Origin of the sequence: Ramlibacter montanisoli (genome assembly GCF_013087525.1) — a bacterium.
GTDB classification, from domain to species: domain Bacteria; phylum Pseudomonadota; class Gammaproteobacteria; order Burkholderiales; family Burkholderiaceae_C; genus Ramlibacter; species Ramlibacter montanisoli.
Genome location: NZ_JABFCS010000001.1, coordinates 4068372 through 4092357, shown reverse-complemented (window position 1 = coordinate 4092357; position 23986 = coordinate 4068372). Strand labels below are relative to the sequence as shown.

The 23986-nt window shown below is 68.5% G+C and carries 27 protein-coding genes, 1 tRNA gene and 5 pseudogenes; 11 read left to right on the top strand and 22 right to left on the bottom strand.

The window, feature by feature from the left end; all coding sequences use genetic code 11:
* The 11 genes and pseudogenes from HK415_RS20235 to HK415_RS20190 all read left to right on the top strand — a co-directional run bounded on the left by HK415_RS20235 (position 1) and on the right by HK415_RS20190 (position 11537).
* Positions 1 to 2133 carry a molybdopterin-dependent oxidoreductase gene (locus HK415_RS20235; protein WP_216369840.1) on the top strand — a complete coding sequence of 711 codons (2133 nt, stop codon included), beginning with the start codon at positions 1 to 3 and terminating at the stop codon, positions 2131 to 2133.
* Entirely contained in the window at positions 2130 to 2783 is a 654-nt protein-coding gene (locus HK415_RS20230) for a 4Fe-4S dicluster domain-containing protein (RefSeq protein ID WP_171562395.1), read from the top strand. The genes HK415_RS20235 and HK415_RS20230 overlap by 4 nt, the downstream gene beginning before the upstream one ends.
* A complete protein-coding gene (locus HK415_RS20225; RefSeq protein WP_171562393.1) occupies positions 2780 to 3634 on the top strand; it encodes a DmsC/YnfH family molybdoenzyme membrane anchor subunit in 855 nt (284 codons plus the stop codon). Before HK415_RS20230 ends, HK415_RS20225 begins: the two co-directional genes overlap by 4 nt.
* Before the next feature lie 9 nt (positions 3635 to 3643).
* On the top strand, positions 3644 to 4978 hold the full coding sequence (locus tag HK415_RS20220; RefSeq protein ID WP_171562391.1) for a phenylacetate--CoA ligase family protein: 1335 nt from the start codon (positions 3644 to 3646) through the stop codon (positions 4976 to 4978).
* A 1-nt stretch (position 4979) separates the two neighbouring features.
* On the top strand, positions 4980 to 5450 hold the full coding sequence (locus tag HK415_RS20215) for a (2Fe-2S)-binding protein (protein ID WP_309246772.1): 471 nt from the start codon (positions 4980 to 4982) through the stop codon (positions 5448 to 5450).
* Positions 5447 to 6582, top strand: a pseudogene (locus HK415_RS24100) (molybdopterin cofactor-binding domain-containing protein); the annotation flags it as partial. The gene HK415_RS20215 and the pseudogene HK415_RS24100, both read left to right, overlap by 4 nt.
* A complete protein-coding gene (locus tag HK415_RS24095) occupies positions 6559 to 7806 on the top strand; it encodes a molybdopterin cofactor-binding domain-containing protein (protein ID WP_373684662.1) in 1248 nt (415 codons plus the stop codon). The pseudogene HK415_RS24100 and the gene HK415_RS24095, both read left to right, overlap by 24 nt.
* Positions 7803 to 8780 (top strand): FAD binding domain-containing protein, encoded by a 978-nt coding sequence (locus HK415_RS20205; protein WP_171562389.1) that lies wholly within the window; start codon positions 7803 to 7805, stop codon positions 8778 to 8780. Before HK415_RS24095 ends, HK415_RS20205 begins: the two co-directional genes overlap by 4 nt.
* A 579-nt stretch (positions 8781 to 9359) precedes the next feature.
* Positions 9360 to 9716 carry a DUF2249 domain-containing protein gene (locus tag HK415_RS26640; protein WP_309246864.1) on the top strand — a complete coding sequence of 119 codons (357 nt, stop codon included), beginning with the start codon at positions 9360 to 9362 and terminating at the stop codon, positions 9714 to 9716.
* Positions 9713 to 10984 (top strand): hypothetical protein, encoded by a 1272-nt coding sequence (locus HK415_RS20195; protein ID WP_171562385.1) that lies wholly within the window; start codon positions 9713 to 9715, stop codon positions 10982 to 10984. The genes HK415_RS26640 and HK415_RS20195 overlap by 4 nt, the downstream gene beginning before the upstream one ends.
* Before the next feature lie 67 nt (positions 10985 to 11051).
* A complete protein-coding gene (locus tag HK415_RS20190; RefSeq protein ID WP_171562384.1) occupies positions 11052 to 11537 on the top strand; it encodes a hemerythrin domain-containing protein in 486 nt (161 codons plus the stop codon).
* Positions 11538 to 11539: 2 nt separating this feature from the next.
* Here the strand turns inward: HK415_RS20190 and HK415_RS20185 are convergent, their stop codons facing one another.
* The 22 genes and pseudogenes from HK415_RS20185 to HK415_RS20080 all read right to left on the bottom strand — a co-directional run bounded on the left by HK415_RS20185 (position 11540) and on the right by HK415_RS20080 (position 23977).
* Positions 11540 to 12250, bottom strand: a complete 711-nt coding sequence (locus HK415_RS20185; protein WP_171562374.1) for a glutathione S-transferase N-terminal domain-containing protein — start codon at positions 12248 to 12250, stop codon at positions 11540 to 11542.
* A 50-nt stretch (positions 12251 to 12300) separates the two neighbouring features.
* Positions 12301 to 13122, bottom strand: coding sequence for a pantoate--beta-alanine ligase (panC, locus tag HK415_RS20180; RefSeq protein WP_171562372.1), 822 nt, complete (start codon positions 13120 to 13122; stop codon positions 12301 to 12303).
* Between the two features lie 108 nt (positions 13123 to 13230).
* A tRNA-Met gene (locus HK415_RS20175) sits at positions 13231 to 13307 on the bottom strand.
* A 19-nt stretch (positions 13308 to 13326) separates the two neighbouring features.
* On the bottom strand, positions 13327 to 13728 hold the full coding sequence (gene rplQ, locus HK415_RS20170; protein WP_171562370.1) for a 50S ribosomal protein L17: 402 nt from the start codon (positions 13726 to 13728) through the stop codon (positions 13327 to 13329).
* A gap of 63 nt (positions 13729 to 13791) precedes the next feature.
* Positions 13792 to 14781, bottom strand: coding sequence for a DNA-directed RNA polymerase subunit alpha (locus tag HK415_RS20165; RefSeq protein ID WP_171562368.1), 990 nt, complete (start codon positions 14779 to 14781; stop codon positions 13792 to 13794).
* Between the two features lie 104 nt (positions 14782 to 14885).
* Positions 14886 to 15509 (bottom strand): 30S ribosomal protein S4, encoded by a 624-nt coding sequence (gene rpsD / locus HK415_RS20160; protein ID WP_309246771.1) that lies wholly within the window; start codon positions 15507 to 15509, stop codon positions 14886 to 14888.
* Between the two features lie 92 nt (positions 15510 to 15601).
* A complete protein-coding gene (gene rpsK / locus HK415_RS20155; RefSeq protein WP_171562366.1) occupies positions 15602 to 16006 on the bottom strand; it encodes a 30S ribosomal protein S11 in 405 nt (134 codons plus the stop codon).
* A 20-nt stretch (positions 16007 to 16026) separates the two neighbouring features.
* On the bottom strand, positions 16027 to 16392 hold the full coding sequence (gene rpsM, locus HK415_RS20150) for a 30S ribosomal protein S13 (protein ID WP_171562359.1): 366 nt from the start codon (positions 16390 to 16392) through the stop codon (positions 16027 to 16029).
* Positions 16393 to 16414: 22 nt separating this feature from the next.
* The gene (gene rpmJ / locus HK415_RS20145) at positions 16415 to 16528 is read right to left on the bottom strand and encodes a 50S ribosomal protein L36 (protein WP_011481465.1); all 114 of its coding nucleotides are present in this window, start codon (positions 16526 to 16528) and stop codon (positions 16415 to 16417) included.
* A 30-nt stretch (positions 16529 to 16558) separates the two neighbouring features.
* Positions 16559 to 16776 (bottom strand): annotated as a pseudogene (infA, locus tag HK415_RS20140) (translation initiation factor IF-1).
* Between the two features lie 6 nt (positions 16777 to 16782).
* Positions 16783 to 18103: pseudogene (gene secY, locus HK415_RS20135) on the bottom strand (preprotein translocase subunit SecY).
* A 16-nt stretch (positions 18104 to 18119) separates the two neighbouring features.
* Positions 18120 to 18551, bottom strand: coding sequence for a 50S ribosomal protein L15 (gene rplO, locus HK415_RS20130; protein WP_171562347.1), 432 nt, complete (start codon positions 18549 to 18551; stop codon positions 18120 to 18122).
* Position 18552: 1 nt separating this feature from the next.
* A complete protein-coding gene (gene rpmD / locus HK415_RS20125) occupies positions 18553 to 18741 on the bottom strand; it encodes a 50S ribosomal protein L30 (protein WP_171562345.1) in 189 nt (62 codons plus the stop codon).
* A gap of 11 nt (positions 18742 to 18752) precedes the next feature.
* Positions 18753 to 19274 (bottom strand): 30S ribosomal protein S5, encoded by a 522-nt coding sequence (rpsE, locus tag HK415_RS20120; RefSeq protein WP_171562344.1) that lies wholly within the window; start codon positions 19272 to 19274, stop codon positions 18753 to 18755.
* 18 nt (positions 19275 to 19292) lie between these two features.
* Positions 19293 to 19658, bottom strand: coding sequence for a 50S ribosomal protein L18 (rplR, locus tag HK415_RS20115; protein WP_171563571.1), 366 nt, complete (start codon positions 19656 to 19658; stop codon positions 19293 to 19295).
* A gap of 11 nt (positions 19659 to 19669) precedes the next feature.
* Positions 19670 to 20203 (bottom strand): 50S ribosomal protein L6, encoded by a 534-nt coding sequence (gene rplF / locus HK415_RS20110; protein ID WP_171562342.1) that lies wholly within the window; start codon positions 20201 to 20203, stop codon positions 19670 to 19672.
* Positions 20204 to 20218: 15 nt separating this feature from the next.
* Complete coding sequence (gene rpsH / locus HK415_RS20105) at positions 20219 to 20614, bottom strand: 30S ribosomal protein S8 (protein WP_171562340.1); 396 nt, start codon at positions 20612 to 20614, stop codon at positions 20219 to 20221.
* A gap of 21 nt (positions 20615 to 20635) precedes the next feature.
* A complete protein-coding gene (gene rpsN, locus HK415_RS20100; RefSeq protein WP_171562338.1) occupies positions 20636 to 20941 on the bottom strand; it encodes a 30S ribosomal protein S14 in 306 nt (101 codons plus the stop codon).
* Between the two features lie 9 nt (positions 20942 to 20950).
* Positions 20951 to 21490 (bottom strand): 50S ribosomal protein L5, encoded by a 540-nt coding sequence (gene rplE, locus HK415_RS20095; RefSeq protein ID WP_171562329.1) that lies wholly within the window; start codon positions 21488 to 21490, stop codon positions 20951 to 20953.
* A gap of 2 nt (positions 21491 to 21492) precedes the next feature.
* Positions 21493 to 21807 carry a 50S ribosomal protein L24 gene (rplX, locus tag HK415_RS20090; RefSeq protein WP_171562327.1) on the bottom strand — a complete coding sequence of 105 codons (315 nt, stop codon included), beginning with the start codon at positions 21805 to 21807 and terminating at the stop codon, positions 21493 to 21495.
* 13 nt (positions 21808 to 21820) lie between these two features.
* Positions 21821 to 22188: pseudogene (gene rplN / locus HK415_RS20085) on the bottom strand (50S ribosomal protein L14).
* 204 nt (positions 22189 to 22392) lie between these two features.
* Positions 22393 to 23977: pseudogene (locus HK415_RS20080) on the bottom strand (glycerol-3-phosphate dehydrogenase/oxidase).
* Positions 23978 to 23986 lie beyond the last annotated feature (9 nt).

Genomic DNA, 23986 nt, shown 5'->3' with positions numbered 1-23986 from the left:
GTGGTGGGCATCTGGCGGCACTCGCGCGCGCGGGCCCGCGGCATGAAGCGGGTGCAGGTGGAGCCGCACCTGTCGGTCACCGGTGCCTGCTCGGCGCAGTGGGTTCCGCTCAAGCCCAAGACCGATGCCGCCTTCCTGTTCGGGCTGATCCACGTGATGCTGCACGAGGCGCCCCGTTCCTCGCTGGACGTCGAGTTCCTGGCGCGCCGCACCGGCTCGCCCTACCTGGTCGGGCCCAACGGCTACTTCCTGCGCGACCGCTCCTCGCGCAAGCCGCTGGTGTGGGACGGCGCGTCCAACGCAGCGCACTGCCACGACACGCCCGGCATCACCGAAGCACTGGAAGGCAGCCACGAGGTCGATGCGATCGAGGTCGGTGCCGACGGCGAAGTGCTCGCCGAGGGCCTGCTGCGCGGGCAGACCGCCTTCACCCGCATGGTGGAGCACATGCGCGAGTACACGCCCGAATGGGCGGCGAAGGTCTGCGACGTCAGCGCGGCGACCATCCGCCAGGTCGCCAACGAATACCTGCAGCACGCCTGCGTCGGGCAGACGATCGAGATCGACGGCAAGCAGTTGCCCTACCGCCCGGTCGCCGTGAGCCTGGGCAAGACGGTCAACAACGGCTGGGGCGGCTTCGAATCCTGCTGGGCCCGCACGGTGCTGGCCACGCTGGTCGGCGCGCTCGAAGTGCCGGGCGGCACGGTGGGCACCACGGTGCGGATCGTGCGGCCGATGGCGCAGCGGCTGGAAAGCGCGCGGCCGGGACCGGACGGGTTCATGAACTACCCGTTGAACCCGACCGACAAGGAGCACTGGTCGGCCAAGCCGAACATCCGCAACGCCTACCGCAGCATGGTGCCGCTGGCGGGCGATGGCCCCTGGAGCCAGGCGCTAGGCCCGACCCACTTCTCCTGGATGTTCCTCGACGCGACGCCCAAGGGGCTGCCGCGCGTGACCTTTCCGGACGTGTGGTTCGTCTACCGCACCAACCCGGCGATCTCCTTCTGGGACACCGCGGCGATCGCCGACAAGATGGCGCGCTTCCCCTTCGTGGTGGCCTTCGCCTACACGCGCGACGAGACCAACCACTTCGCGGACGTGCTGCTGCCGGACGCGACCGACCTGGAAAGCCTGCAGCTGATCCGCATCGGCGGCACCAAGTACGTCGAGCAGTTCTGGGACCACGAAGGCTATGCCTTGCGCCAGCCGGCGGTGGCCGCGCGCGGCGAGACGCGCGACTTCACCGAGATCGCGAGCGAGCTCGCGCGCCGCACCGGCCTGACGCCCGGCTACGTCGCCGCGATCAACAAGGGCGCGGCCGGCGTGCCCCTCAAGTGCGCCGCCGGCGACTTCTCGCTCGACCCCGCGCGCGATCCCGATCGCGACGCGATCTGGGACGCCGTGTGCCGCGCCGCGAGCGCCGAGCTCACCGACGGGGCCGAGATCCACGGCCTGGACTGGTGGAAGGAACACGGCCTGGCCACGCGTCCATTCCCGCGCAGCGACTGGTACCTGTATCCGACGATGGTGGAGCGCGGCCTGCGCTTCGAGCTGCCCTACCAGGAGCGGCTGGCGCGCGTCGGCGTGGAGCTCGGGCGGCGCCTGCACGAGAACGGCATGGACTGGTGGGACCAGCAGCTGCACGAGTACCAGGCGTTGCCGGCGTGCAAGGACTTCAGCCAGCCCTGGTCCGACGCGGTGCGCAAGAGCGGCTCCGCGCCCGACGACTACCCCTTCTGGCTGCTGACCGCGCGCAGCATGCAGTACGCCTGGGGCGGCAATGTAGGCCTGCAGATGATCCACGAGGTGGCCGACAACATCGCCGGCCACCGCGGGCTGATCATCAACGCGGCGAGCGCGCGCGACCTCGGCATCGCCGACGGCGACGCTATCGAGATCGCGACGCCGAAGCGCAAGGTGAGCGGGCGTGCCGTGCTGCGCCAGGGTGTGCGGCCCGACACCGTCCTTGCGATCGGCCAGTTCGGTCATTGGGCGACACCGCTGGCCAAGGATTTCGGCGTGCCCAGCCTGAACGCGCTGGCGGGCATGTCGCTGGACCTCACCGACGCGACCGGATCGGGCGCGGACCTGGTGCGCGTGCGCGTGCGCAAGGCGAAGGAGGCGGCATGACACGCTGGGCGATGATCGCGGACCTGCGCCGCTGCGTCGGCTGCCAGACCTGCACGGCGGCCTGCAAGCACGCCAACGCCACGCCCCCTGGCGTGCAGTGGCGCCGCGTGCTCGACGTGGAAACCGGCGAGTTCCCCGACGTGCAGCGCGCCTTCATCCCGATCGGCTGCCAGCATTGCGACGAGCCCGCCTGCCTGCCGGTGTGCCCGACCACCGCGACGCGCAAGCGCGCCGACGGCATCGTCACCATCGATTACGACCTGTGCATCGGCTGCGCCTACTGCACCATGGCCTGCCCCTACCAGGCGCGTTCCAAGTCGCCCGCCGGCGTGTTCGCCTACGGCAAGACGCCGACGGCGAACGAGGAACGGCGCGATGACGCATCGCAGCGCTCGGTGGCCACCAAGTGCACCTTCTGCGTGGACCGCATCGACCAGGGCCTCGAGAAGGGGCTGCTGCCGGGGCGCGACCCGGAAGCGACGCCGGCCTGCGTCAACGCCTGCATCGCCGAGGCGCTGGCCTTCGGCGACATCGAGGATCCGGGCAGCAACGTGTCGCAGCTGCTGGCGCGCAACGAGCACTTCCGCCTGAACGAGGAGCTGGGCACCGGCCCCGGCTTCTACTACCTGTGGGATCGCAAGAGGCCATGAAAAGCCGCCACCTCCAACGGATCCAGCCGCACTGGGACTGGCGCGCGGCGGCGAATTTCGTCTGCGGTGGGGCCGGTGCGGGACTGGTGATCGTCACCCTGCTCTGCGCGCTGGACCGGCCGGAAGCGCGCGGCCTGCTCGCGCTGGGGCTGGCGCTGGTCGCGCTCGGCCTGTTCGCCGTGTGGCTGGAACTGGGCCGGCCGCTGCGCGCGGCCAACGTGCTGCTGCACCTGAAGGGATCATGGATGTCGCGCGAGGCACTGGCCGCGCTCCTGCTGTTCCCGCTGGGTTTCGCGGTGCTGCTCCGCGTGCACTGGGCGATCGCGCCTGCGGTCGTCGCGGCCGCGGCCTTCCTCTATTGCCAGGTCCGCATCCTCGGCAGCGCGATGGCGATCCCGGCCTGGCGCGAGCCCTGGACGCGGCCGCTGCTGATGGCCACGGGCATCACCGAGGGCCTCGGCCTGTTCTGGCTGGTGGGCGCGTGGACGCAGCCATCGCCGGCACTGGCCGTCGTGCTGGCGATCCTGCTGATCGTGCGCTGGCTGCTGTGGCGAGTCTGGCGCGAGCGGCTGCAGCGCACGGACGGTGCCGCGCTGGCGCTGCGCGCACTGGAGCCGGCGGGGCGCTTTCTCCAGTGGCTCGGGGCGCTGGTGCCCAGCGTGCTCGCGCTGGTGGCGGCGAGCACCGCGTTGCCGCCGTTCGCGAGCGCCGTGCTGCTCGCAACAGCCGGCGCCCTCGCCGCCATCACCGGCGGCCGCTTCAAGTTCGACCTGATCACGCGTGCCGGATTCCACCACGGCATCGTGCTGCCGCGCATGCCGGTGCGCGGCGTGCCCCGCACCGCAGCCTGAGGACCGACCATGGATGGAACGACCCGCTCCGACACCACGCGCACGCAGGCCTTCCTGCATCCCGAGCTGGAGACCATGCCGCGCGAGCAGCTCGCAGCGCTGCAGCTGCGCCGCCTGCGCGAGATGCTGGAAAACCTGTATGCCAACGTGCCGCCCGTGCGCAATCGCATGCGGGCCGCCGGGCTGCGGCCAGCCGACGTGCGCACGCTGGACGACGTGGCCGCGCTGCCCTTCAGCCAGAAGACGGATCTGCGGGACCACTATCCCTACGGCCTGTTCGCGCGGCCGGTGGAGCAGCTCGCGCGATTGCACGCCAGCTCGGGCACCACCGGCAAGTCCACCGTCGTCGGTTACACGCGGCAGGACCTGGAGAACTGGTCGGACCTGATGGCCCGGTCCATGTACGGCGCCGGCGTGCGCCCCGGCGACATCGTCCACAACGCCTACGGCTACGGCCTGTTCACCGGCGGGCTGGGTGCGCACTACGGGGCCGAGCGCCTGGGTGCCGTCGTGGTGCCGGTGTCCGGCGGCGGCACCGAGCGCCAGGTCGGATTGATCCAGGACTTCGGCGCGACCGTGCTGTGCGCCACGCCGTCCTATGCGCTCGCCATCGCGGAGTCGGCCGAGCAGCAGGGCGTGGACCTGCGCCAGAGCAAGCTGCGCGTGGGCCTGTTCGGCGCCGAGCCCTGGAGCGCCGCGATGCGCGCGGAGATCCAGGAGCGGCTCGGCCTCAAGGCGGTGGACGTGTACGGCCTGTCCGAGATCATGGGTCCCGGCGTCGCCTGCGAATGCCACCTGCAGCAGGGCCTGCACGGCTGGGAGGACCACTTCCTGTTCGAGATCATCGATCCGGAAACGGGCAAGCCGGCGCCGGAGGGCCAGGCCGGTGAGCTGGTGATCACCACGCTGACCAAGCAGGCGCTGCCCATGCTGCGCTACCGCACCCGCGACATCACGCGCTTCAGCACCGAACGCTGCGAGTGCGGACGCACGCACGGCCGCATCCTGCGCATCACGGGGCGCAACGACGACATGCTGATCATCCGCGGCGTCAACGTCTATCCCTCGCAGCTCGAGGCGGTGATGGTCGGCCGCCCGCACCTGGCGCCGCACTACCAGCTGGTGGTGCAGCGGCGCGGCGTGCTGGACGAAGTGGACATCGAGATCGAGGCCCAGCCCGGCGTGCCCTCGGACCACTTCGACGGGCTGGCGCGCGAGCTGGTGCACCACATCAAGGTGCACGTGGGCATCAGCACCAGCGTGACGGTGCTGGTGCCTGGGACCATCGCGCGTTCCCAGGGCAAGGCCGTGCGCGTGCGCGACCTGCGCAGGAAGGAGCAGTGACGTGACCGAACGCCTGCTCCGCCTGAAGGTCAACGGCCGCCGGCGCACCGTCGCCGTTCCCGACAACGCGCTGCTGGTCGACGTGCTGCGCGACTCGCTCGCCCTTACCGGCACCAAGCAGGGCTGCGACGGCGGCGAGTGCGGTGCCTGCACCGTGATCATCGACGGCAAGCCGCGGCTGGCCTGCATCACGCTCGCGGCCACCGTGGACGGCGCCGCCATCGAGACGATCGAGAGCCAGTCGCAGGCCGGCGGCATGAGCGCGCTGCAGAAGTCCTTCCACGAGCACCTCGGCACGCAATGCGGCTTCTGCACGCCCGGCATGGTGATGGCGGCGGAGGCGCTGCTGCGGCGCGTGCCGCACCCGAGCGACGAACAGATCCGCGAGGCGATGGCGGGCAATCTCTGTCGCTGCACCGGCTACGTCAAGGTGGTGGAGTCGGTGCGGGCCGTCGCGGAAAAGGCGCCATGAGCAAGCACGCACCCCTCGTCCAGGAACCGGCGCCGCCGACGCACTCGATCGGCGTGCGCACGCCGCTGGTGGACGGCGTCGAGAAGGTCACGGGTCGCGCGCGCTACACCGCGGACCTGCAGCCCGGGCCCGCGCTGGTGGGTGCGATCGGCCGCAGCACGGTTGCTCACGCGCGCATCCGCTGCATCGACAAGAGTGCCGCGCTCGCCCTGCCCGGCGTGCATGCGGTGATCACCGGCGAGGACTTCCACGCGGCCTACGGCGTGATCCCGATCTCGCAGAACGAATGGCCGCTGGCGCGCGGCAAGGTGCGCTACCGCGGCGAACCCTTGTTCGCGGTGGCGGCGGACGACCAGGCGACGGCGATGGCGGCGCTGGCCGCCGTGCGCGTCGAACTGGAGGAACTGCCCGCCTACTTCAGCGCCGCCGCGGCGCGCGCGGAGGGTGCGGTGGCGCTGCACGAGGACCGTCCGGGCAATCTCGAGCGGCGGGTGGAGCAGGAGTTCGGCGACGTCGAGGCCGGATTCGCCGCGGCCGACCTGGTGTTGGCGCGCCGCTTCGAATGCGCCGAGATCGCGCACGGCCAGCTCGAACTGAACACCACCATCGCGCAATGGGAGCCGGAGGCGCAGCGGCTGACGGTGCATTCGGTGACGCAGGTCCCCTACTACCTGCACCTGACGCTGGCGCAGACGCTGGGCCTGGATCCTTCGCAGGTTCGCGTCGTCAAGCCCTTCGTCGGGGGCGGCTTCGGGCACCGCGTGGAGCCGCTGAACTTCGAGATGGTGACGGCGGCGCTGGCCCGCGCCTGCGGGGGACGGTCAAGCTGGAACTCACGCGCGAGGAAGTCTTCTTCACGCACCGCGGACGTCCGCACAGCGAGATCGAGCTGAAGATCGGATTGCGCGCCAACGGCGAGATCACGGCGCTGCAGGCCGACGTGGTGCAGCGCGGTGGCGCCTATGGCGGCTACGGTCTGGTCACCATCCTCTATGCCGGCGCACTGCTGCACGCGCTCTACAAGGTCGGCGCGGTCCGCTACCGCGGCGCCCGCGTGTACACCAACCTGCCGCCCTGCGGCGCGATGCGCGGGCACGGCGCGGTGAACGTGCGTTTCGGCATCGAGTCGCTGCTGGACGAAGCGGCGGCAGCGCTGGGCCTGGATGCCTTCGCCCTGCGCCGCGCCAACCTGCTGGAGGCGCCGCACCGCACGCTCAACGACCTGCAGGTGAATTCGTACGGACTGCCGCAGTGCCTGGACGCCGTCGAAAGCGCGTCGGGCTGGCGGCAGCGGCGCGGCCAGTTGCCGCCCGGCGTGGGCCTGGGCATGGCCTGCTCGCATTACGTCAGCGGTTCCGCCAAGCCGGTGCACTGGACTGGCGAGCCGCATGCGGTGGTCACACTCAAGCTCGATTTTGACGGTAGCATCACCCTGTTCACGGGGGCCTCCGACATCGGCCAGGGATCGACGACGCTGCTCTCCCAGGTCGTTGCGGAGGTGTTGCTGCTGCCGATGGCGCGCATCCGCGTCGTGTCCGCCGACAGCGCGCTCACGCCCAAGGACAACGGCTCCTATTCATCACGCGTGTCCTTCATGGTCGGCAACGCGGCGCTGCGCGCGGCCGAAGCACTCAGGCGCGTGCTGCTCGAGGCGGCGGCCACGCGACTGAAGGCGGAGCCGTCGGAGCTGGAGTGGCTCGGCGAGTGCTGCGTGCGCACCGGAACCGGCGAGCGCCTGGAATTCGCGCAATGCGTGCAGGCGGCGCTGGTGGACACCGGAACGCTGACCGTCAAGGGCAGCTGGTCCACCCCGTCCGAAACGCAAGGCGGCAAGTTCCGCGGTGCCGCCGTGGGTTCGACGGCGGGCTTCAGCTACGCCGCGCAGGTCGCGCAGGTGCACGTGGACGAGGACACCGGCCTGGTTCGGGTGCAGAAGGTCTGGGTGGCGCAGGACTGCGGGCGCGCCATCAATCCGCTGGCCCTCGAAGGGCAGATCCAGGGCGCCGTGTGGATGGGCATGGGCCAGGCGCTGTCCGAGGAGACGCAGTACCACGAGGGCCTGCCGCTGCGCGCCAACCTGCTGGACTACCGGATCCCGACGATGGCGGAGTCGCCCGACATCGAGGTGACGCTGATCGAGAGCATGGACCCGCTGGGCCCCTTCGGTGCCAAGGAGGGCAGCGAGGGTGCGCTGCACGGCTGCCCGCCCGCGGTGGCCAACGCGATCGCCGATGCGCTCGGCTTGCGGCTCGACGCCCTCCCGCTCTCGCCCGAGCGCGTGCTGGAGGCCTTGCGCGCCCGGCGCCGCGCGCGTCGCCTCGAGGCCTTGCGCCGTCCCGCCGAGGAGGCCGCATGACGCGTGGCCTGCCCTCCTTCACGCTGGAGCGCCCGACCGACCTGCGCTCGGCGGCCCTGATGCTGGCCGAACCCGGAGCGTGCGCGCTCGGTGGCGGCACCGATCTGCTGCCCAACCTGCGCCGCGGCATCGGCGCGCCGGCCACCCTGGTGGACCTCAACGGGGTGCCCGAGATCTCGGGATTGGTGCGCGAGCCCGATGGCACTATGGTGATCGGCGCCGCGACCACCGTGCAGGCGCTGGCCGAGGATGCAGACCTTGCGCGGGCATTGCCGGCCCTTGCCGAGGCCGCACGCGCGGTCGCTGCCAGCGGCCACCGCAGCGCCGCGACCGTGGGCGGCAATCTCTGCCAGGACACGCGCTGCGTGTTCTACAACCAGAGCGACTGGTGGCGTTGCGCCAACGGCTACTGCCTGAAGCATCGCGGCAGCACCTGCCATGTCGCGCCGCAAGGCGATCGCTGCCATGCGGCCTTCTGCAGCGACCTGGCGCCGGTGTTGCTGGCCGCTGGCGCGCGCGTCCAGCTGTGCGGCGCCGATGGCCAGCGCTCGCTCGGCCTGCAGGAGATGTACCTGGACGACGGGGCCGCGCACCTGGTGCTGCGGCCGGGCGAACTGCTGGCGCAGGTGCGCGTCCCGCCACTGCCCGCGCAGCTGCGCATCGGCTATGCGAAGGCGCGGACCCGCGGCGGAGTCGACTTCCCGCTGGCGGCGGTGGCCGTCGCGATGCAAGTCGAGCGCGGACACCTCGTGAGCCTGCGCATCGGCATTTCCGGGACCAACTCCTTGCCGGTGCTGGTCGATGCCGGCGCGGAACTGCAGGGCGCGCCGGCGGACGAGGCCGCATGGAAGAAGGTGCAGCAGCTGGTGCAGCGGCAGCTCGCGCCGATGCGCAGCACGGTCACCTCGGCGCAGTACCGCCGCGACGCGGCCGGCGCGCTGCTCGCCCGCCTGCTGCGCCAGCTGGCGGGCTGACAAGGTCATGGCTGCCGCCACCTCCCATCTCATCAACGCGGCCGCGCAGTTGCTTGCGGCCGACATGCCCGGACGCACGGCGCTCGCCTGCGGCGAGCAGCACATCGGCTACGAGGAACTGCGTGCGGCGGTGACGCTGGCGGGCGCCGCCTGGCTGGACTGCGAAGTGCTTCCGGGCGAGGTCGTGATGATGCGGCCGGTGCGGGACCTGGAACACGCGGTGGCCTTCCTCGGTGCGATCTGGGCCGGTGCGGTGCCGATGCCGCTGCACGCGACGCGGGATCTGCAGGCCAGGCATGCGCATCCTCCCGTGCGCTTCGTGCTCGATGCCACGCGGGAAGGCTATGCCGAAGGCTGGCGTGACAGCGTGATGACGCTGGCGGAGTGGCGCACGTACCTCCGGCTTTCGCGCCCCGCCGCTCCCGTGCTGCTGCCGCCCGAAGCGCCTGCCTGCTGGACGGAAGCACGGGGCGACGACGGCGGTGCACGCCTGCTCGCGCGCATGGCTTTGCGCTCGCCGGCGCGGCCTTCGGGCCGAAAGCCCCGCTTGGCTGCGTTCGCGTGGCGGGCGCGCTCGGCATGCTGCGCGTGCTGCGGCGCGGGGGACGGCCGTGCTCGGGGCAGACGACGCCTCGAGCGCGTCCGCATCCGCACGCACGCGCGCGGAACTGGCACCCTCATGAACGACGACCCGATCGCCCACGAATGGCTGGAGCAGGACGTCGCGCACATCGACGTGCGTGGACTGCCGCCCCCCAGCCGCTGGTGGCCATCCTGCAGCGCATCCACACGCTGGAGGAGGGGCAGTCTCTCGTGGTGCACCATGACCGCGACCCGCTGCTGCTGTATGCGGAACTGGCCGAGATCGGCTGGGGCGCGGAGCGCATCGCCGCGCCCGCGGGAGAGGTCCGGCTGCTGCTGCGCGAGCTGCCATGAGCGTCGCGGCGACCTTCCTCGGCGGCGCAGGCGGAAGGCTGCTGCCGCTCGGGATCCCCTTGCGCTTTTCGCTGGCGGCCGCCGTGTACCACGTGCTCGCGTGGCTGGCGCTCGCGGCCTGCGCCGGCGACGCCTTGTCGTTCGGCGGTGGGCTGGGCTGGCCGCTGGCGGCGCTGCACCTCTTCACCCTGGGGGTGTTCGGCATGACGGCGCTGGGCGCCGCGGCACAGTTGCTGCCGGTCGCGACGCGCCAGTCGCCGGTGGGCGAGCGCGCGCTCAAGGCGATCTGGTGGCTGTACGTCCCCGGCGTGGCGGCGGTGGCACTGGGCATGGGCGGGGCGCAGCCGGCCTTGCTGGCGGCGGGCGCACTGGCCGTGGGCTTCGCGCTGCTGGCGTGGGGCGGGCTGGTCGCCAGGCATCTCGCCGGCGCGCGCGGCATGCCGGGCGTGGCCGCGCATGCCTGGGTCGCACTGGCTTCGCTGTGGATCCTGCTGGCGAGCGCCCTGCTGCTGGTGGCTGGCTGGCTGGGCTGGCCCTCCCCGAGTCGCCAGCTGCTGCTCCCGATGCACTTGCTGTTCGCACCCTTCGGTTTCATGGGCATGCTGGCGCTCGGGCTGTCCTACATCCTGGTGCCCATGTTCGCGCTCGCGCGTCCGCCGCGCGATGCGGTGCAGCTCGGCTCGTGCGCGCTGCTGGTGGCGGCGCTTTGTATGGCTGCGGGTTCGCTGCTGGCAGCAGACGCCAGCTGGCTGCGCGCGCTTGCCTGGACCTGTGCGGTCGTCGGCGTGCTGCTGCACCTGCAGTCGATGCGCCGCACGCTGGCATCGGGCATGCGCAAGGAGCTCGGGCGCTCCTTCGTGCTGGTCAAGCTGGCGTGGGCGGCACTGGTCCTGGCTCTCGTGCTGGGGGGCCTCGCGTGGGCCGGCGCGGACGTGCCGCGCCTGCGCGCATGGATCGGCCTTGCCTTGCTGGCATGGCTGCTGGGGTTCGTGATGGGGATCCTGCAAAGGATCCTGCCTTTCCTTGCGGCCCTGCACGCGGCCGCCGGGCGGCGCCGCGGCCCCACCGCCTCCTCGCTGACGCACGAGGGCTGCCTGCGCGCCCACTTCGCGTGCCATCTGGCGGCCTTCGCCCTGCTCGCGATCGCCCTCGCCGTGGACAGCGCCGTCCTCGTCCGGCTCGCCGCACTGGCGGGCCTGGCGGGGGCCCTCGCGTTCGCCGGCTTCTGCCTGCAGCTCCTCAGGCGGCTGCGCCGCGCCGCACCTTGAGCTGGCGCAATGTCCCGGCCGCCAATTCCGGTAGTTTGATACCGGTATTCACTGCAAGGAGCTGCCCATGACCACCACCCAGGTCGGCCGGATGCTGGACGAGGAGCACCGCGCCAATCTCGATCTGCTCTCGCGCATGGAACAGGCGATCGGCCGCGCGCCTGCCGTGACGCCTCAGATCACGCGCCTGCTGCTGGAGTTCGCACACGCCATGGAGCACGACATCGGCCGGCACTTCCGCTTCGAGGAGGAGCAGCTGTTCCCGCGCATCGCGGATGCGGGCGACGGCGCGATGGCCAGCTTGCTGCAGGAGGAACACGAGGCGATCCGCGAAGCGGCCGCGGAACTGGTCCCGCTCGCGCGCGAGGCGGCCGCCGGCAGCATCGATCGACGAGAGTGCTGGGACCGGCTGCGCCTCATCACGCTGGAGCTCGTGGAGCGCCAGGTCTCCCACATCCAGAAGGAAACCATGGCGCTGCTGCCGACGCTCGAAGACGTTCTGGATCCCGTCACCGACGGCGAGCTCGCGCTCGACTACGCGGCGACGGCCTGAGGCTAGCCCGCGGGCTTGGGCGGGATGTCGAGGCCTCGGATCACCGCCGGCCGCTGCACGAAGGCGTCGAGCACGCGCTGCACCTGCTTGAACTCGGCGAAGCCGACCAGGTCCGCCGCGCCATAGAAGCCCACGAGGTTGCGCACCCAGGGGAAGATCGCGATGTCGGCGATGCTGTAGGCATCGCCCAGCACCCATTGCTTGCCCTGCAGGTGCTTGTCGAGGACGCCGAGCAGGCGCTTCGCCTCGCTCGCGTAGCGGTCGCGGGGGCGCTTGTCCTCCCAGTCCTTGCCGGCGAACTTGTGGAAGAAGCCGAGCTGGCCGAACATGGGGCCGATGCCACCCATCTGGAACATCACCCACTGCAGCGCGTGGTAGCGCCCGGCCGCGTCCTGCGGGATCAGCTTGCCGGACTTCTCCGCCAGGTACACCAGGATCGCGCCCGACTCGAACAGCGCGAGCGGCTTTCCGCCCGGCCCTTGCGGATCGATGATGGCCGGGATCTTGTTGTTGGGGTTGAGGGACAGGAACTCGGGCGAGGTCTGGTCGTTGCTGTCGAAGGCGACGCGATGCGGCTCGTAGGGCAGGCCGAGTTCTTCCAGCGCGATCGAGATCTTCACGCCATTGGGCGTGGGCAGCGAGTAGAGCTGGATGCGGTCGGGGTGGCGCGCCGGCCACTTCTTCGTGATGGGAAAGGCGCTGAGATCGGCCATGCGGGCTCCTGTTCGGGGAGCCGCAGCATACTCAGGATCGCGATCCCACTTCAGGCTTCGAGGTTATCGATCAGCCGGGTGCTGCCAAGGCGCGCGGCGCCCAGCAAGACGACCGGTTCACCTGCGCCCGGCGGCTGCAGGTCGTTGCGGCTGCGCACCGTCATGTAATCGGGCTGCCAGCCACGCTGCGCCAGCGTGGCCATCGCTTCCGCCTCGACCGCCGCGACTGCGGCGCCGCCGCGAAGCTGCTGCGCCATCCGCGCCAGCGCGCGCGACAGCTGGACCGCCTCCTGGCGTTGTTCCGGCGACAGGTAGGCGTTGCGCGACGACAGCGCCAGGCCGTCTTCCGCGCGCAGGGTCTCGTGCGCCACGATCTCGATCGGCATGGCGAACTGCTGCACCATGCGCCGGATCACCATCAGCTGCTGGTAGTCCTTCTTGCCGAACAGCGCCACGCGCGGCTGCACGCACTGGAACAGCTTCATCACCACGGTGGACACGCCGGTGAAGAAGCCCGGGCGGAACTCTCCTTCGAGCAGGTCGGCCAGCGCAGGATCGGGCACGACCTTGAAGGCCTGGGGCTGCGGATAGAGCTCGCGCTCGTTCGGGGCGAACAGCAGGTCGCAGCCGGCATCGGCGAGCTTGGCGGCGTCGGCCTCCAGCGTGCGCGGGTAGCTGTCGAAGTCCTCGTGCGGCAGGAACTGCAGGCGGTTGACGAACACGCTGGCCACCGTCACGTCGCCCAGGAGCTTGGCCTTGTGCACCAGCGCGATGTGGCCGTCGTGGAGGTTGCCCATGGTGGCGACGAAGGCCGGGGCGCGAGAGCCCGCAAGCCGCTCGCGCAGCGCTGCGATGGTGTGGACGACTTGCATGGTGCCCCTTCGCCGGGGCACCGCGCCCCGCGCACGGAACTTAGCGGCCGAGGCTTGCTGCGCGATGACGCGGGCAACAAAAAAGCCTTCCGAAGAAGGCTTTTGAATTGGTTGCGCGGGCAAGATTTGAACTTGCGACCTTTGGGTTATGAGCCCAACGAGCTACCAGGCTGCTCCACCGCGCGTCAGAAGGGAAATTATAACTTATTCGGCCGCCTGCTGCTCGGTGCCGGCAGCTTCGGTGGGCTCGGGACGGTCCACCAGTTCGACCAGCGCCATCGGCGCGTTGTCGCCGACGCGGAAGCCCATCTTCAGGATGCGGGTGTAGCCGCCCGGGCGCGCCTTGTAGCGCGGGCCGAGTTCGGAGAACAGCTTGGCGACGTTGTCGCGATTGCGCAGGCGGTCGAAGGCCAGACGCTTGTTCGACAGCGTCGGCTCCTTGCCCAGCGTGAGCATCGGCTCGATGACGCGTCGCAGTTCCTTCGCCTTCGGCACCGTGGTCTTGATGACCTCGTGCTCGATCAGCGAATTCATCATGTTGCGCAGCATCGCCAGGCGGTGCTCGCTCGTGCGATTCAGTTTGCGGAGACCGTGTCCGTGACGCATGGTGTGTTCCTTTCCTTATCTAAAGGCAGCCGTGTCAGGTACTGCCAGTTCACCATTGGTTGATTAACGCTTGTCGAGGCCGGCAGGCGGCCAGGATTCCAGTTTCATGCCAAGGGTCAGGCCGCGCGAGGCGAGCACTTCCTTGATTTCGTTGAGCGACTTGCGCCCCAGGTTCGGGGTCTTCAGCAGCTCGTTCTCGGTGCGCTGGATCAGGTCACCGATGTAATAGATGTTCTCGGCCTTCAGGCAGTTCGCGGAACGCACCGTCAGTTCGAGTTCGTCGACCGGGCGCAGCAGGATCGGGTCGAACTGCTGCGAACTGCGCTGCACCGGCGCGTCGAACGCGGCCAGTTCCGAGCCTTCCAGCTGCGCGAACACGGCGAGCTGTTCCACCAGGATCTTGGCGGAGGCACGCACGGCGTCTTCGGCGGTGATCGCACCGTTGGTCTCGATCTCCATCACCAGCTTGTCCAGGTCGGTACGCTGTTCCACACGCGCGCTTTCCACGGTGTAGCTCACGCGGCGGACCGGCGAGAACGAGGCGTCGAGGACGATGCGGCCGATCGACTTGGTCGGCTCGTCGCCGTAGCGGCGCATCGTGCCCGGCACGTAGCCGCGGCCCTTCTCCACCTTGATCTGCATGTCGATCTTGCCGCCTTGCGACAGCGTGGCGATCACGTGGTCGGGATTGATGATCTCGACGTCATGCGGGGTCTGGATGTCGGCGGCCGTCACGATGCCTTCGCCGTCCTTGCGCAGCGACAGGGTCACCTCGTCGCGGTTGTGGAGCTTGAACACCACGCCCTTGAGGTTCAGCAGGATGCCCACGACGTCTTCCTGCACGCCGTCGATCGACGAGTACTCGTGCAGGACGCCGGCGATGGTCACCTCGGTCGCCGAGTACCCGACCATCGACGAGAGCAGCACCCGGCGCAGCGCGTTGCCCAGCGTATGGCCGTAGCCACGCTCGAACGGCTCCAGGGTCACCTTGGCGCGGTTGGTGCCAAGCTGTTCCACGTTGATGGATTTGGGTTTCAGCAGGTTGGTTTGCATGCAGGACTTCCTCTCAATACCCCCGGCTCGTTACACCGGTAAGGCTGGTGAAGCGCCCAAACCGCCGTGCCCGGCGGTTGGGAACTAGAAAAACTCGAAACGGCTTAGCGGGAATACAGTTCGACGATCAGCGATTCGTTGATGTCGGCACCGAACTCGTCGCGGTCCGGGACCTTCTTGAAGGTGCCTTCGGCCTTGTCCACGTTCACTTCGATCCAGGCCGGGATGCCGACCTGGGTGGCCAGTTGCAGCGCCTCGACCACGCGGTTCTGCTTCTTGGACTTGTCGCGCACCGCGACCACGTCGCCGGCCTTGACCTGGTACGACGGGATGTTGATCGCCTGGCCGTTCACCGTGATCGCCTTGTGGCTCACCAGCTGGCGCGCTTCGGCGCGGGTGGAGCCGAAGCCCATGCGGTAGACGACGTTGTCCAGGCGGGACTCGAGCAGGAACAGCAGGTTCGCGCCGGAGTTGCCCTTGCGGCGGGAGGCTTCCTCGAAGTAGCGGCGGAACTGCTTTTCCAGGATGCCGTACATCCGCTTGACCTTCTGCTTCTCGCGCAGCTTGCAGGCCGAAGTCGGACGTGCGCTGGCCGGAAGTGCGGCCGTGCTGGCCGGGCTTGAGTCGAACTTGGCCTTGTCGCTGATGGCGCGGCGGGCGCTCTTCAGGAACAGGTCGGTGCCTTCACGGCGGGAGAGTTTGGCCTTGGGGCCGAGGTAACGTGCCACTTTTACTTTCCTTCAAATGACTACCGCGGCCAGTTGCCGCGGGAGCCGGCAGCGCGTGCGCCGCCGGCGGTGGGCTTAGCGTGAGCTAAAGCTTAGATACGACGACGCTTCTGCGGACGGCAGCCGTTGTGCGGCACCGGCGTGACGTCCGAGATCGAGTTGATCCGGATGCCCAGCGCGGCCAGCGCACGCACGGACGACTCGCGGCCCGGGCCGGGGCCGCGGATCTCGACGTCCAGGGTCTTGATGCCCTGCTCCATGGCGGCGCGGCCGGCCACTTCCGACGCCACCTGGGCGGCGAAGGGGGTGGACTTGCGCGAGCCCTTGAAGCCCTGGCCGCCCGAAGACGCCCACGACAGGGCATTGCCCTGGCGGTCGGTGATCGTGATGATCGTGTTGTTGAAGGACGCGTGCACGTGGGCGACGCCGTCGTTCACGTTCTTGCGGACCTTCTTGCGCACACGCTGCGCGGCGTTGTTGGCAGGAGCCTTGGCCATGTCTTATCTCTTTCGACGATTTATTTCTTGAGCGCCTGCGCCGCCTTGCGCGGACCCTTGCGGGTGCGGGCGTTGGTGCGCGTGCGCTGGCCGCGCATGGGCAGGCCGCGGCGGTGACGGAAGCCGCGGTAGCAGCCGATGTCCATCAGACGCTTGATGTTCATCGTCGTCTCGCGGCGCAGGTCGCCCTCGATCGTGAACTGGGCGATCTGGTCGCGGATCTTCTCCAGGTCGGCGTCGGTCAGGTCCTTCACCTTCTTGGAATAGGGGATGCCGGTCGCTTCGCAGATCTGGCGAGCGCGCGTGCGGCCAATGCCGAAGATCGCGGTCAGGCCGATTTCGGCGTGCTGGTGCGGCGGAATGTTGATGCCGGCGATACGTGCCATGTCTTTTCCTCTAAACCTGTTCTCAGCCCTGGCGCTGCTTGTGACGCGGATCGGTGCAGATCACGCGGACCACGCCCTTGCGGCGGATGATCTTGCAGTTGCGGCAGATCTTCTTGACGGAAGCCGAAACTCTCATTTGTTCTCTCCTAAACCTTTTCCAATCCGCTCACTTGCTGCGGAACACGATCCGTGCCCGCGACAAGTCGTAGGGCGTCAATTCCACGGTGACCCTGTCACCCGGCAGGATGCGGATGTAGTGCATCCGCATCTTTCCCGAAATATGTCCGAGCACCATGTGCCCGTTTTCCAACTTCACCCGGAAGGTTGCATTCGGGAGGTTTTCGACCACCTCCCCTGCATCTGGATGACATCGTCTTTCGACATGCGGCATCAGCCACCGAGTGAAGTCTTGAAGTTCGCTTTCTTCAGCAGGCTCTCGTACTGCTGGCTCATCAGATAGTTCTGCACCTGCGCCATGAAGTCCATCGTGACCACCACGATGATCAGCAGCGAGGTCCCGCCGAAATAGAACGGCACGTTGTACTTCAGGATCAGGAACTCCGGCAGCAGGCAGACGAAGGTGATGTAGATCGCACCCGCCAGCGTCAGACGCGCCAGGATCTTGTCGATGTACTTCGCCGTCTGCTCGCCCGGCCGGATGCCCGGAACGAAGGCGCCGCTCTTCTTCAGGTTGTCCGCGGTCTCCCGGCTGTTGAACACCAGGGCCGTGTAGAAGAAGCAGAAGAACACGATCGCCGCGGCATACAGCATCACGTAGATCGGTTGTCCGGGACTCAGCGTCGCCGCGATGTCCTTGAGCCAGCGCATGCTGTCTCCGGTCGAGAACCAGCTCACCACCGTCGCCGGCAGCAGGATGATCGACGACGCGAAGATCGGCGGGATCACGCCGGCCATGTTCAGCTTCAGCGGCAGGTGCGAGGACTGGCCGCCGTAGACCTTGTTGCCCACCTGGCGGCGCGCGTAGTTGACCAGGATCTTGCGCTGGCCGCGTTCCACGAACACCACGAAGTAGGTCACCAGGGCCACGGTCAGCACGATGAAGATCGCCACGAGCGGTCCCATCGCGCCGGTGCGCACCAGTTCCAGCAGCCCGCCGATCGCCGAAGGCAGCCCCGCGGCGATGCCCGCGAAGATCAGGATCGAGATCCCGTTGCCCAGGCCACGCTCGGTGATCTGCTCGCCCAGCCACATCAGGAACATCGTGCCGGCCGTCAGGCTGACCACGGCGTTCAGGCGGAAGCCGAAACCGGGGTTCATCACCAGGCCGGCGGAGCCTTCCAGCGCCATCGCGATGCCCAGCGACTGGAACAGCGCCAGGCCCAGCGTCCCGTAGCGGGTGTACTGGGTGATCTTGCGCCGGCCGGCCTCGCCTTCCTTCTTCAGCTGCTCGAACGTGGGGACCACGTAGGTGAGCAGCTTGCATGATGATGGAAGCCGAGATGTACGGCATGATCCCCAGCGCGAACACCGTGAACCGGCTCAGCGCGCCACCCGAGAACATGTTGAACAGGCTCAGGATGCCGCCCTGCTGGCCCTTGAACAGCTGCGCGAGCTGGTCCGGGTTGATGCCGGGCACGGGGATGTGCGCCCCGACGCGGTAGACCACCAGGGCGAGCAGCAGGAACACCAGCCGGCGACGCAGGTCGCCGAACTTGCCGGTCTTCGCGATCTGGGCTGCGCTAGTTGCCACGTACGCCTTTCAACGCTTACGCCAGGGAGCCGCCGGCTGCCTCGATGGCAGCCTTGGCACCCGCGGTTGCGCCGATGCCCGTCAGCTTGACGGCGCGCTTGAGTTCACCGGTCTTGATGACCTTGACGTTCTGGACGATCTGCGCGACCAGCTTGGCGGTCTTGAGCGCCAGCAGGTCCACTTCGGCCAGGCCGAGGATCTCCAGGTCCGCCAGCGTCACTTCGCCGTTGAACTTCAGGTTCTGCGACTTGAAACCGCGCTTGGGCAGGCGGCGCTGCAGCGGCATCTGGCCGCCTTCGAAGCCGACCTTGTGGTAGCCGCCCGCGCGGGACTTCTGGCCCTTGTGGCCGCGGCCGGCGGTCTTGCCCAGGCCGGAGCCGATGCCGCGGCCGACGCGGCGACGCGCCTTCTTCGAGCCTTCGGCGGGCTTGATGGTATTCAGTTCCATGTCAGAGCACCTTCACCAGGTAGTCGACCTTGTTGATCATGCCGCGCACCGCAGGGGTGTCCTGCAGTTCGCTGACCGAGTTCAGCCTGCGCAGGCCCAGGCCGCGCACGGTGTCGCGGTGGGACTGCTTGGTGCCGATGGGGCTGCGCACCAGCTGCACCTTCACCGTCTTCTGTTGTTCGTTCGCCATTTGCGTACTCCTTAGGCGGCGAAGATGTCTTCGACCGACTTGCCGCGCTTGGCCGCCACCTGACCGGGGGTCGTGGCGTTCTTCAGCGCGTCGAACGTGGCGCGGACCATGTTGTACGGGTTCGTCGAACCGTGGCTCTTGGCCACGATGTCGGTGATGCCCATCACTTCGAACACGGCGCGCATCGGGCCGCCGGCGATGATGCCGGTACCCTTGGGAGCGGGAGCCATCATCACGCGGGCGGCACCGTGGTGGCCGAACACGCTGTGGTGGATGGTGCCGTTCTTGAGCGTCACGCTGGTCATGTTGCGGCGCGCTTCTTCCATCGCCTTCTGCACGGCCAGCGGCACTTCCTTGGACTTGCCCTTGCCCATGCCGACCTTGCCGTTGCCGTCGCCGACCACGGTCAGTGCGGCGAAACCGAGGATCCGGCCGCCCTTCACCACCTTGGTGACGCGGTTCACCGCGATCATCTTCTCGCGCAGGCCGTCTTCCGGACCGTCACCCTGCGTCTTCGCTTGGATCTTTGCCATATCGAGTTTCCGTGTCCGTTAGAACTGCAGGCCGGCTTCGCGGGCCGCTTCGGCCAGCGCCTTGACGCGGCCGTGGTAGGCGAAACCGGCGCGGTCGAAGGCGACCTTCTCGACGCCGGCGGCCTTCGCCTTCTCGGCGATGCGCTTGCCCACAGACTGGGCGGCGGCGACGGTGGCACCCTTGCCGGAGCCGCCGAGTTCCTTGCGGATGTCGGCTTCGACGGTGGACGCAGTGGCCAGCACCTTGGAGCCGTCGTCGGAGATCAGGCTCGCGTAGATGTGCAGGTTGGTGCGGTTCACCGTCAGGCGGGCGACGCCCTGCGTGGCGATGCGGATGCGGGTCTGGCGCGCACGGCGCAGACGCTGTTCCTTCTTGGTCAACATCGTCATGCTCCTTACTTCTTCTTGGTCTCTTTGATCACGATCTTTTCGTCCGCGTAGCGGATGCCCTTGCCCTTGTAGGGCTCGGGCGGACGAACGGCTCGGATCTCGGCGGCCAGTTGGCCCACGCGCTGGCGGTCGGCGCCCTTGACCACGATTTCCGTCGGGGTCGGGGTGGCCACCGTGATGCCCGCGGGCATTTCGATGTTCACGGGGTGCGAGTAGCCCACCGTGAGGTTCAGCTTGTTGCCTTGGGCGGCGGCCTTGTAGCCCACGCCGACCAGCGACAGCTTCTTCTCGAAGCCGGCGGTCACGCCCTGCACCATGTTGTTCACCAGCTGGCGCATGGTGCCGCTCATGGCGTTGGCTTCGCGCGAATCATTCGCGGCGACGAAGGTCAGCTTGCCGCCTTCGTTGCTCACCTTGACCAGCGCGTTCTGCGCGAGCGACAGCTGGCCGCCCTTGCCCTTGACGCTGATCTGGTCATCCTTGACGGCCACGTCGACGCCCTGGGGGACGGCGACCGGCATTTTTCCGACTCGGGACATGTTCCTATCCTTCCCTTAGGCGACGTAGCACAGCACTTCGCCACCGACACCGGTAGCGCGCGCCTTGCGGTCCGTCATCACGCCCTTGGGCGTGGTCACGATCGCCACGCCGAGGCCGTTCATGACCTGGGGAATGGCGGCGCTGCCCTTGTAGACGCGCAGGCCGGGGCGGCTCACGCGCTCGATACGCTCGATCACCGGACGGCCGGCGTAGTACTTCAGGGCGATCTCGAGCTCGGACTTGCCGTTCTCGCTCTTCACCTGGAAGCCGTCGATGTAACCCTCGTCCTTCAGCACCTGGGCGATGGCCACCTTCACCTTGGAAGAGGGCACGCTCACGGTCGCCTTGGAGACCATCTGCGCGTTACGGATACGCGTCAGCAGGTCGGAGATGGGATCACTCATGCTCATATCTGAATCTCCTGCCCTGGCTTACCAGCTGGCCTTGGTGATGCCGGGGATGTCGCCGCTGAAGGCGAGCTCACGGATCTTGGCGCGGGCCAGGCCGAACTGGCGGAAGGTCCCGCGCGGACGGCCGGTCATTTCGCAGCGGTTGCGCTGGCGCGTGGGGTTCGCGTTGCGCGGCAGCTTCTGCAGCGCCAGGCGCGCGGCCATGCGCTCGTCGTCGCTCTTCTTCGCGTCGTTGATGACGGCCTTCAGTTCCTCGAACTTCTTCGCGTACTGGGCGACCAGCTTTTCGCGCTTCAGTTCGCGTTGGATCAAAGCAGTTTTAGCCACGTTGTACCTTCAGTTCTTGAACGGGAAACGGAAGCCCGCGAGCAGTGCCTTGCACTCTTCGTCGGTCTTGGCCGTGGTGGTGATGGAGATGTTCAGCCCGCGGATCGCGTCGACCTTGTCGTACTCGATTTCCGGGAAGATGATCTGTTCCTTGACGCCGATGTTGTAGTTGCCGCGGCCGTCGAAGGCACGGGCCGACACGCCGCGGAAGTCGCGCACGCGGGGCAGGGCAACCGTCACGAAGCGGTCGAGGAATTCGTACATGCGGGCGCCGCGCAGCGTGACCATCGTGCCGATGGCCTGCTGTTCGCGGATCTTGAAGCCGGCGATGGCCTTCTTGGCCTTGGTCACCACGGGCTTCTGGCCGGCGATCTTGGTCAGGTCGCCCACGGCGTTGTCCATGACCTTCTTGTCCGCCACGGCCTCGCTCACGCCCATGTTCAGCGTGATCTTGGTGATGCGCGGCACTTGCATCGGCGACTTGTAGCCGAACTTCGCGGCCAGCTCGGGAGCGACCTTCTCGCGGTAGTGTTGTTGCAGACGGGACATGGTCAGACCTTGATTTCTTCGCCGGAGGACTTGAACACGCGCTTGCGCGAGTCGCCGTCGACCTTGATGCCCACGCGGTCAGCCTTGCCGGTGGCGGAATTGAAGATCGCCACGTTGGACTGGTGGATCGGCATGGCCTTCTCCACGATGCCGCCGGTGGTGCCCTTCATGGGATTGGGCTTGGTGTGCTTCTTCACCAGGTTGAGGCCCTCGACGACCAGGTACTGGTCGTCCTTGCGCAGGGCCACGCGGCCGCGCTTGCCCTTGTCCTTGCCGGCCAGGACGATGACTTCGTCACCCTTGCGGATCTTGTTCATGGCGGGGTCTTCCTTACAGGACTTCCGGGGCCAGCGACACGATCTTCATGAACTTCTCGGTACGCAGTTCACGCGTGACCGGGCCGAAGATGCGGGTGCCGATGGGCTCCAGCTTGTTGTTGAGCAGCACGGCGGCATTGCCGTCGAACTTGATGAGGGAGCCGTCGCCGCGGCGGATGCCCTTGGCGGTGCGGACCACCACTGCGCTGTAGATCTCGCCTTTCTTGACGCGACCCCGCGGAGCGGCTTCCTTGATGCTCACCTTGATGACGTCGCCGACGCTGGCGTAGCGGCGCTTGGAGCCCCGAGCACCTTGATGCACAGGACGGACTTCGCGCCGGTGTTGTCGGCGACTTCGAGCCGAGATTCAGTCTGGATCATTTCAATTGTTCCCAACTTGTCCCGAACGCACCCTGAAGGACAATCCATCAGGACATCGGGGCAGTCTTGGTCCCGCCGTCGCCCCGGTCGCGACTTGCGCGCTGGCCGGAACTTCGTATGGGTAGAAGCTCACCTCGAAAAAGGCGAGCCCGCGATTATGGCAGATGTGCAGGCGTTGTCAAACGCCTCCTACATTGTTCCTGGTCAAACTGGCATGCGAAGGTAGCTCGCGGCCAGTTCGCGGAAGGCTTCGGCCTGGGGATCCGCCCCGGTTTCCTGGCGCAGCAGATCGCCGACTTCGGCGGCCAGCGAGGCCGCCAGCCGGGCGTCCAGGAACAGCAGGCGCATGCGGCGGGCCAGCACGTCTTCCACCGTCCGCGCATATTCATAGCGGGCGGCAAAGCGCACCATCGCCGCCGTCAGGCCGCCGCCCAGGTGGCGTTGGCTGCCCTGGAGGGCGTCCGCCTCGCCGGCTTCGGTGCCATACAGATGCAGGCCGGGAGCCGCGCTGATCGACGTGGCCACGGCCCCGGGCGCAGGCGCCCCGACCAATCGCAAGTCAGCGGTCACTCCCGCCGGACTCCTCGCCAGGAGCCCGGCATCGAAGCATTTTTCCAGCACGTCCTCGGCCATCGCGCGGTAGGTCGTCCATTTGCCTCCAGTGACCGTGACCAGGCCGCTGCGGCTCACCAGCACCGTGTGTTCGCGGCTCAGCGCCTTGGTCGGCTCGCCGTCGTCGCCGACCGGCTTGACCAGCGGCCGCAGGCCGACCCACAGGCTGCGGATGTCCTCCTGGCGCGGGGCCCGGACCAGGTAGCGGCCGGCCTCGCTCAGGATGAAGTCCAGCTCCTCGCGGAACGGACGCGGCTCCTTGGGCAGGTCGCCGCGAGGCGTGTCGGTCGTGCCCAGGATGAGCTTGCCCATCCACGGTACGCCGAACAGGACGCGCCCGTCCGCGGTCTTGGGCACCATCAGGGCGTGGTTGCCGGGGAGGAACTCGCGGTCCACCACCGCATGCACGCCCTGGCTGGGCGCCACCATCGGCCTGACCTGGCGGCCGGTGGCCTCGGCGTCCAGGCGCCGCAGTTCGTCCACCCAGACGCCGGTGGCGTTCACCACGCAGGTCGCGCGCACCGTGAATTCGCGCTGGGTCTCGGCGTCGCGGCAGGTCAGGCCGGTGAGCTTGCCGTCCCGGTGCTGGAGCGCCGTGACCCGGCAGTAGTTCACCACCAGTGCACCGCGGCTGGCGGCCGTGCGCGCGAGCCAGCGCCAGCCGTGCGTCGTCGAACTGGCCGTCCCAGTACTTGACGCCGCCCTTCAGGCCGTCGGGCCGGGCGGTCGGAAGGCAGGCCAGCGTCTGCCGGCGGCTGAGGAATTCGGTGGGGCCCAGGCCCGCGGAGCCCGCCAGCGCGTCGTACATCTTCAGGCCGATGCCGTAGAAGGGCGTCTCCCACAGCTTGTACGAGGGCATCACGAAGGGCAGCGGCTGCGCCAGGTGCGGCGCGTTCTTCAGCAGCGTCGTGCGTTCCTGCAGGGCCTCGCGCACCAGGGCGATGTTCCCCTGCGCCAGGTAACGCACGCCGCCGTGGACCAGCTTGGTGGCCCGCGAGGAAGTGCCCTTGGCGAAGTCGTGCGCCTCCAGCAGCACCACGCGCAGGCCACGCGCTGCGGCGTCGAGCGCAACGCCCAGGCCGGTGGCGCCGCCGCCGACCACGGCCAGGTCCCAGGTGCCGCCCTGCGCCAGGCGCGCCAACAGGTCCTCGCGCCGTGCCGGCACGGCGCGGGTCATGGCAACGTC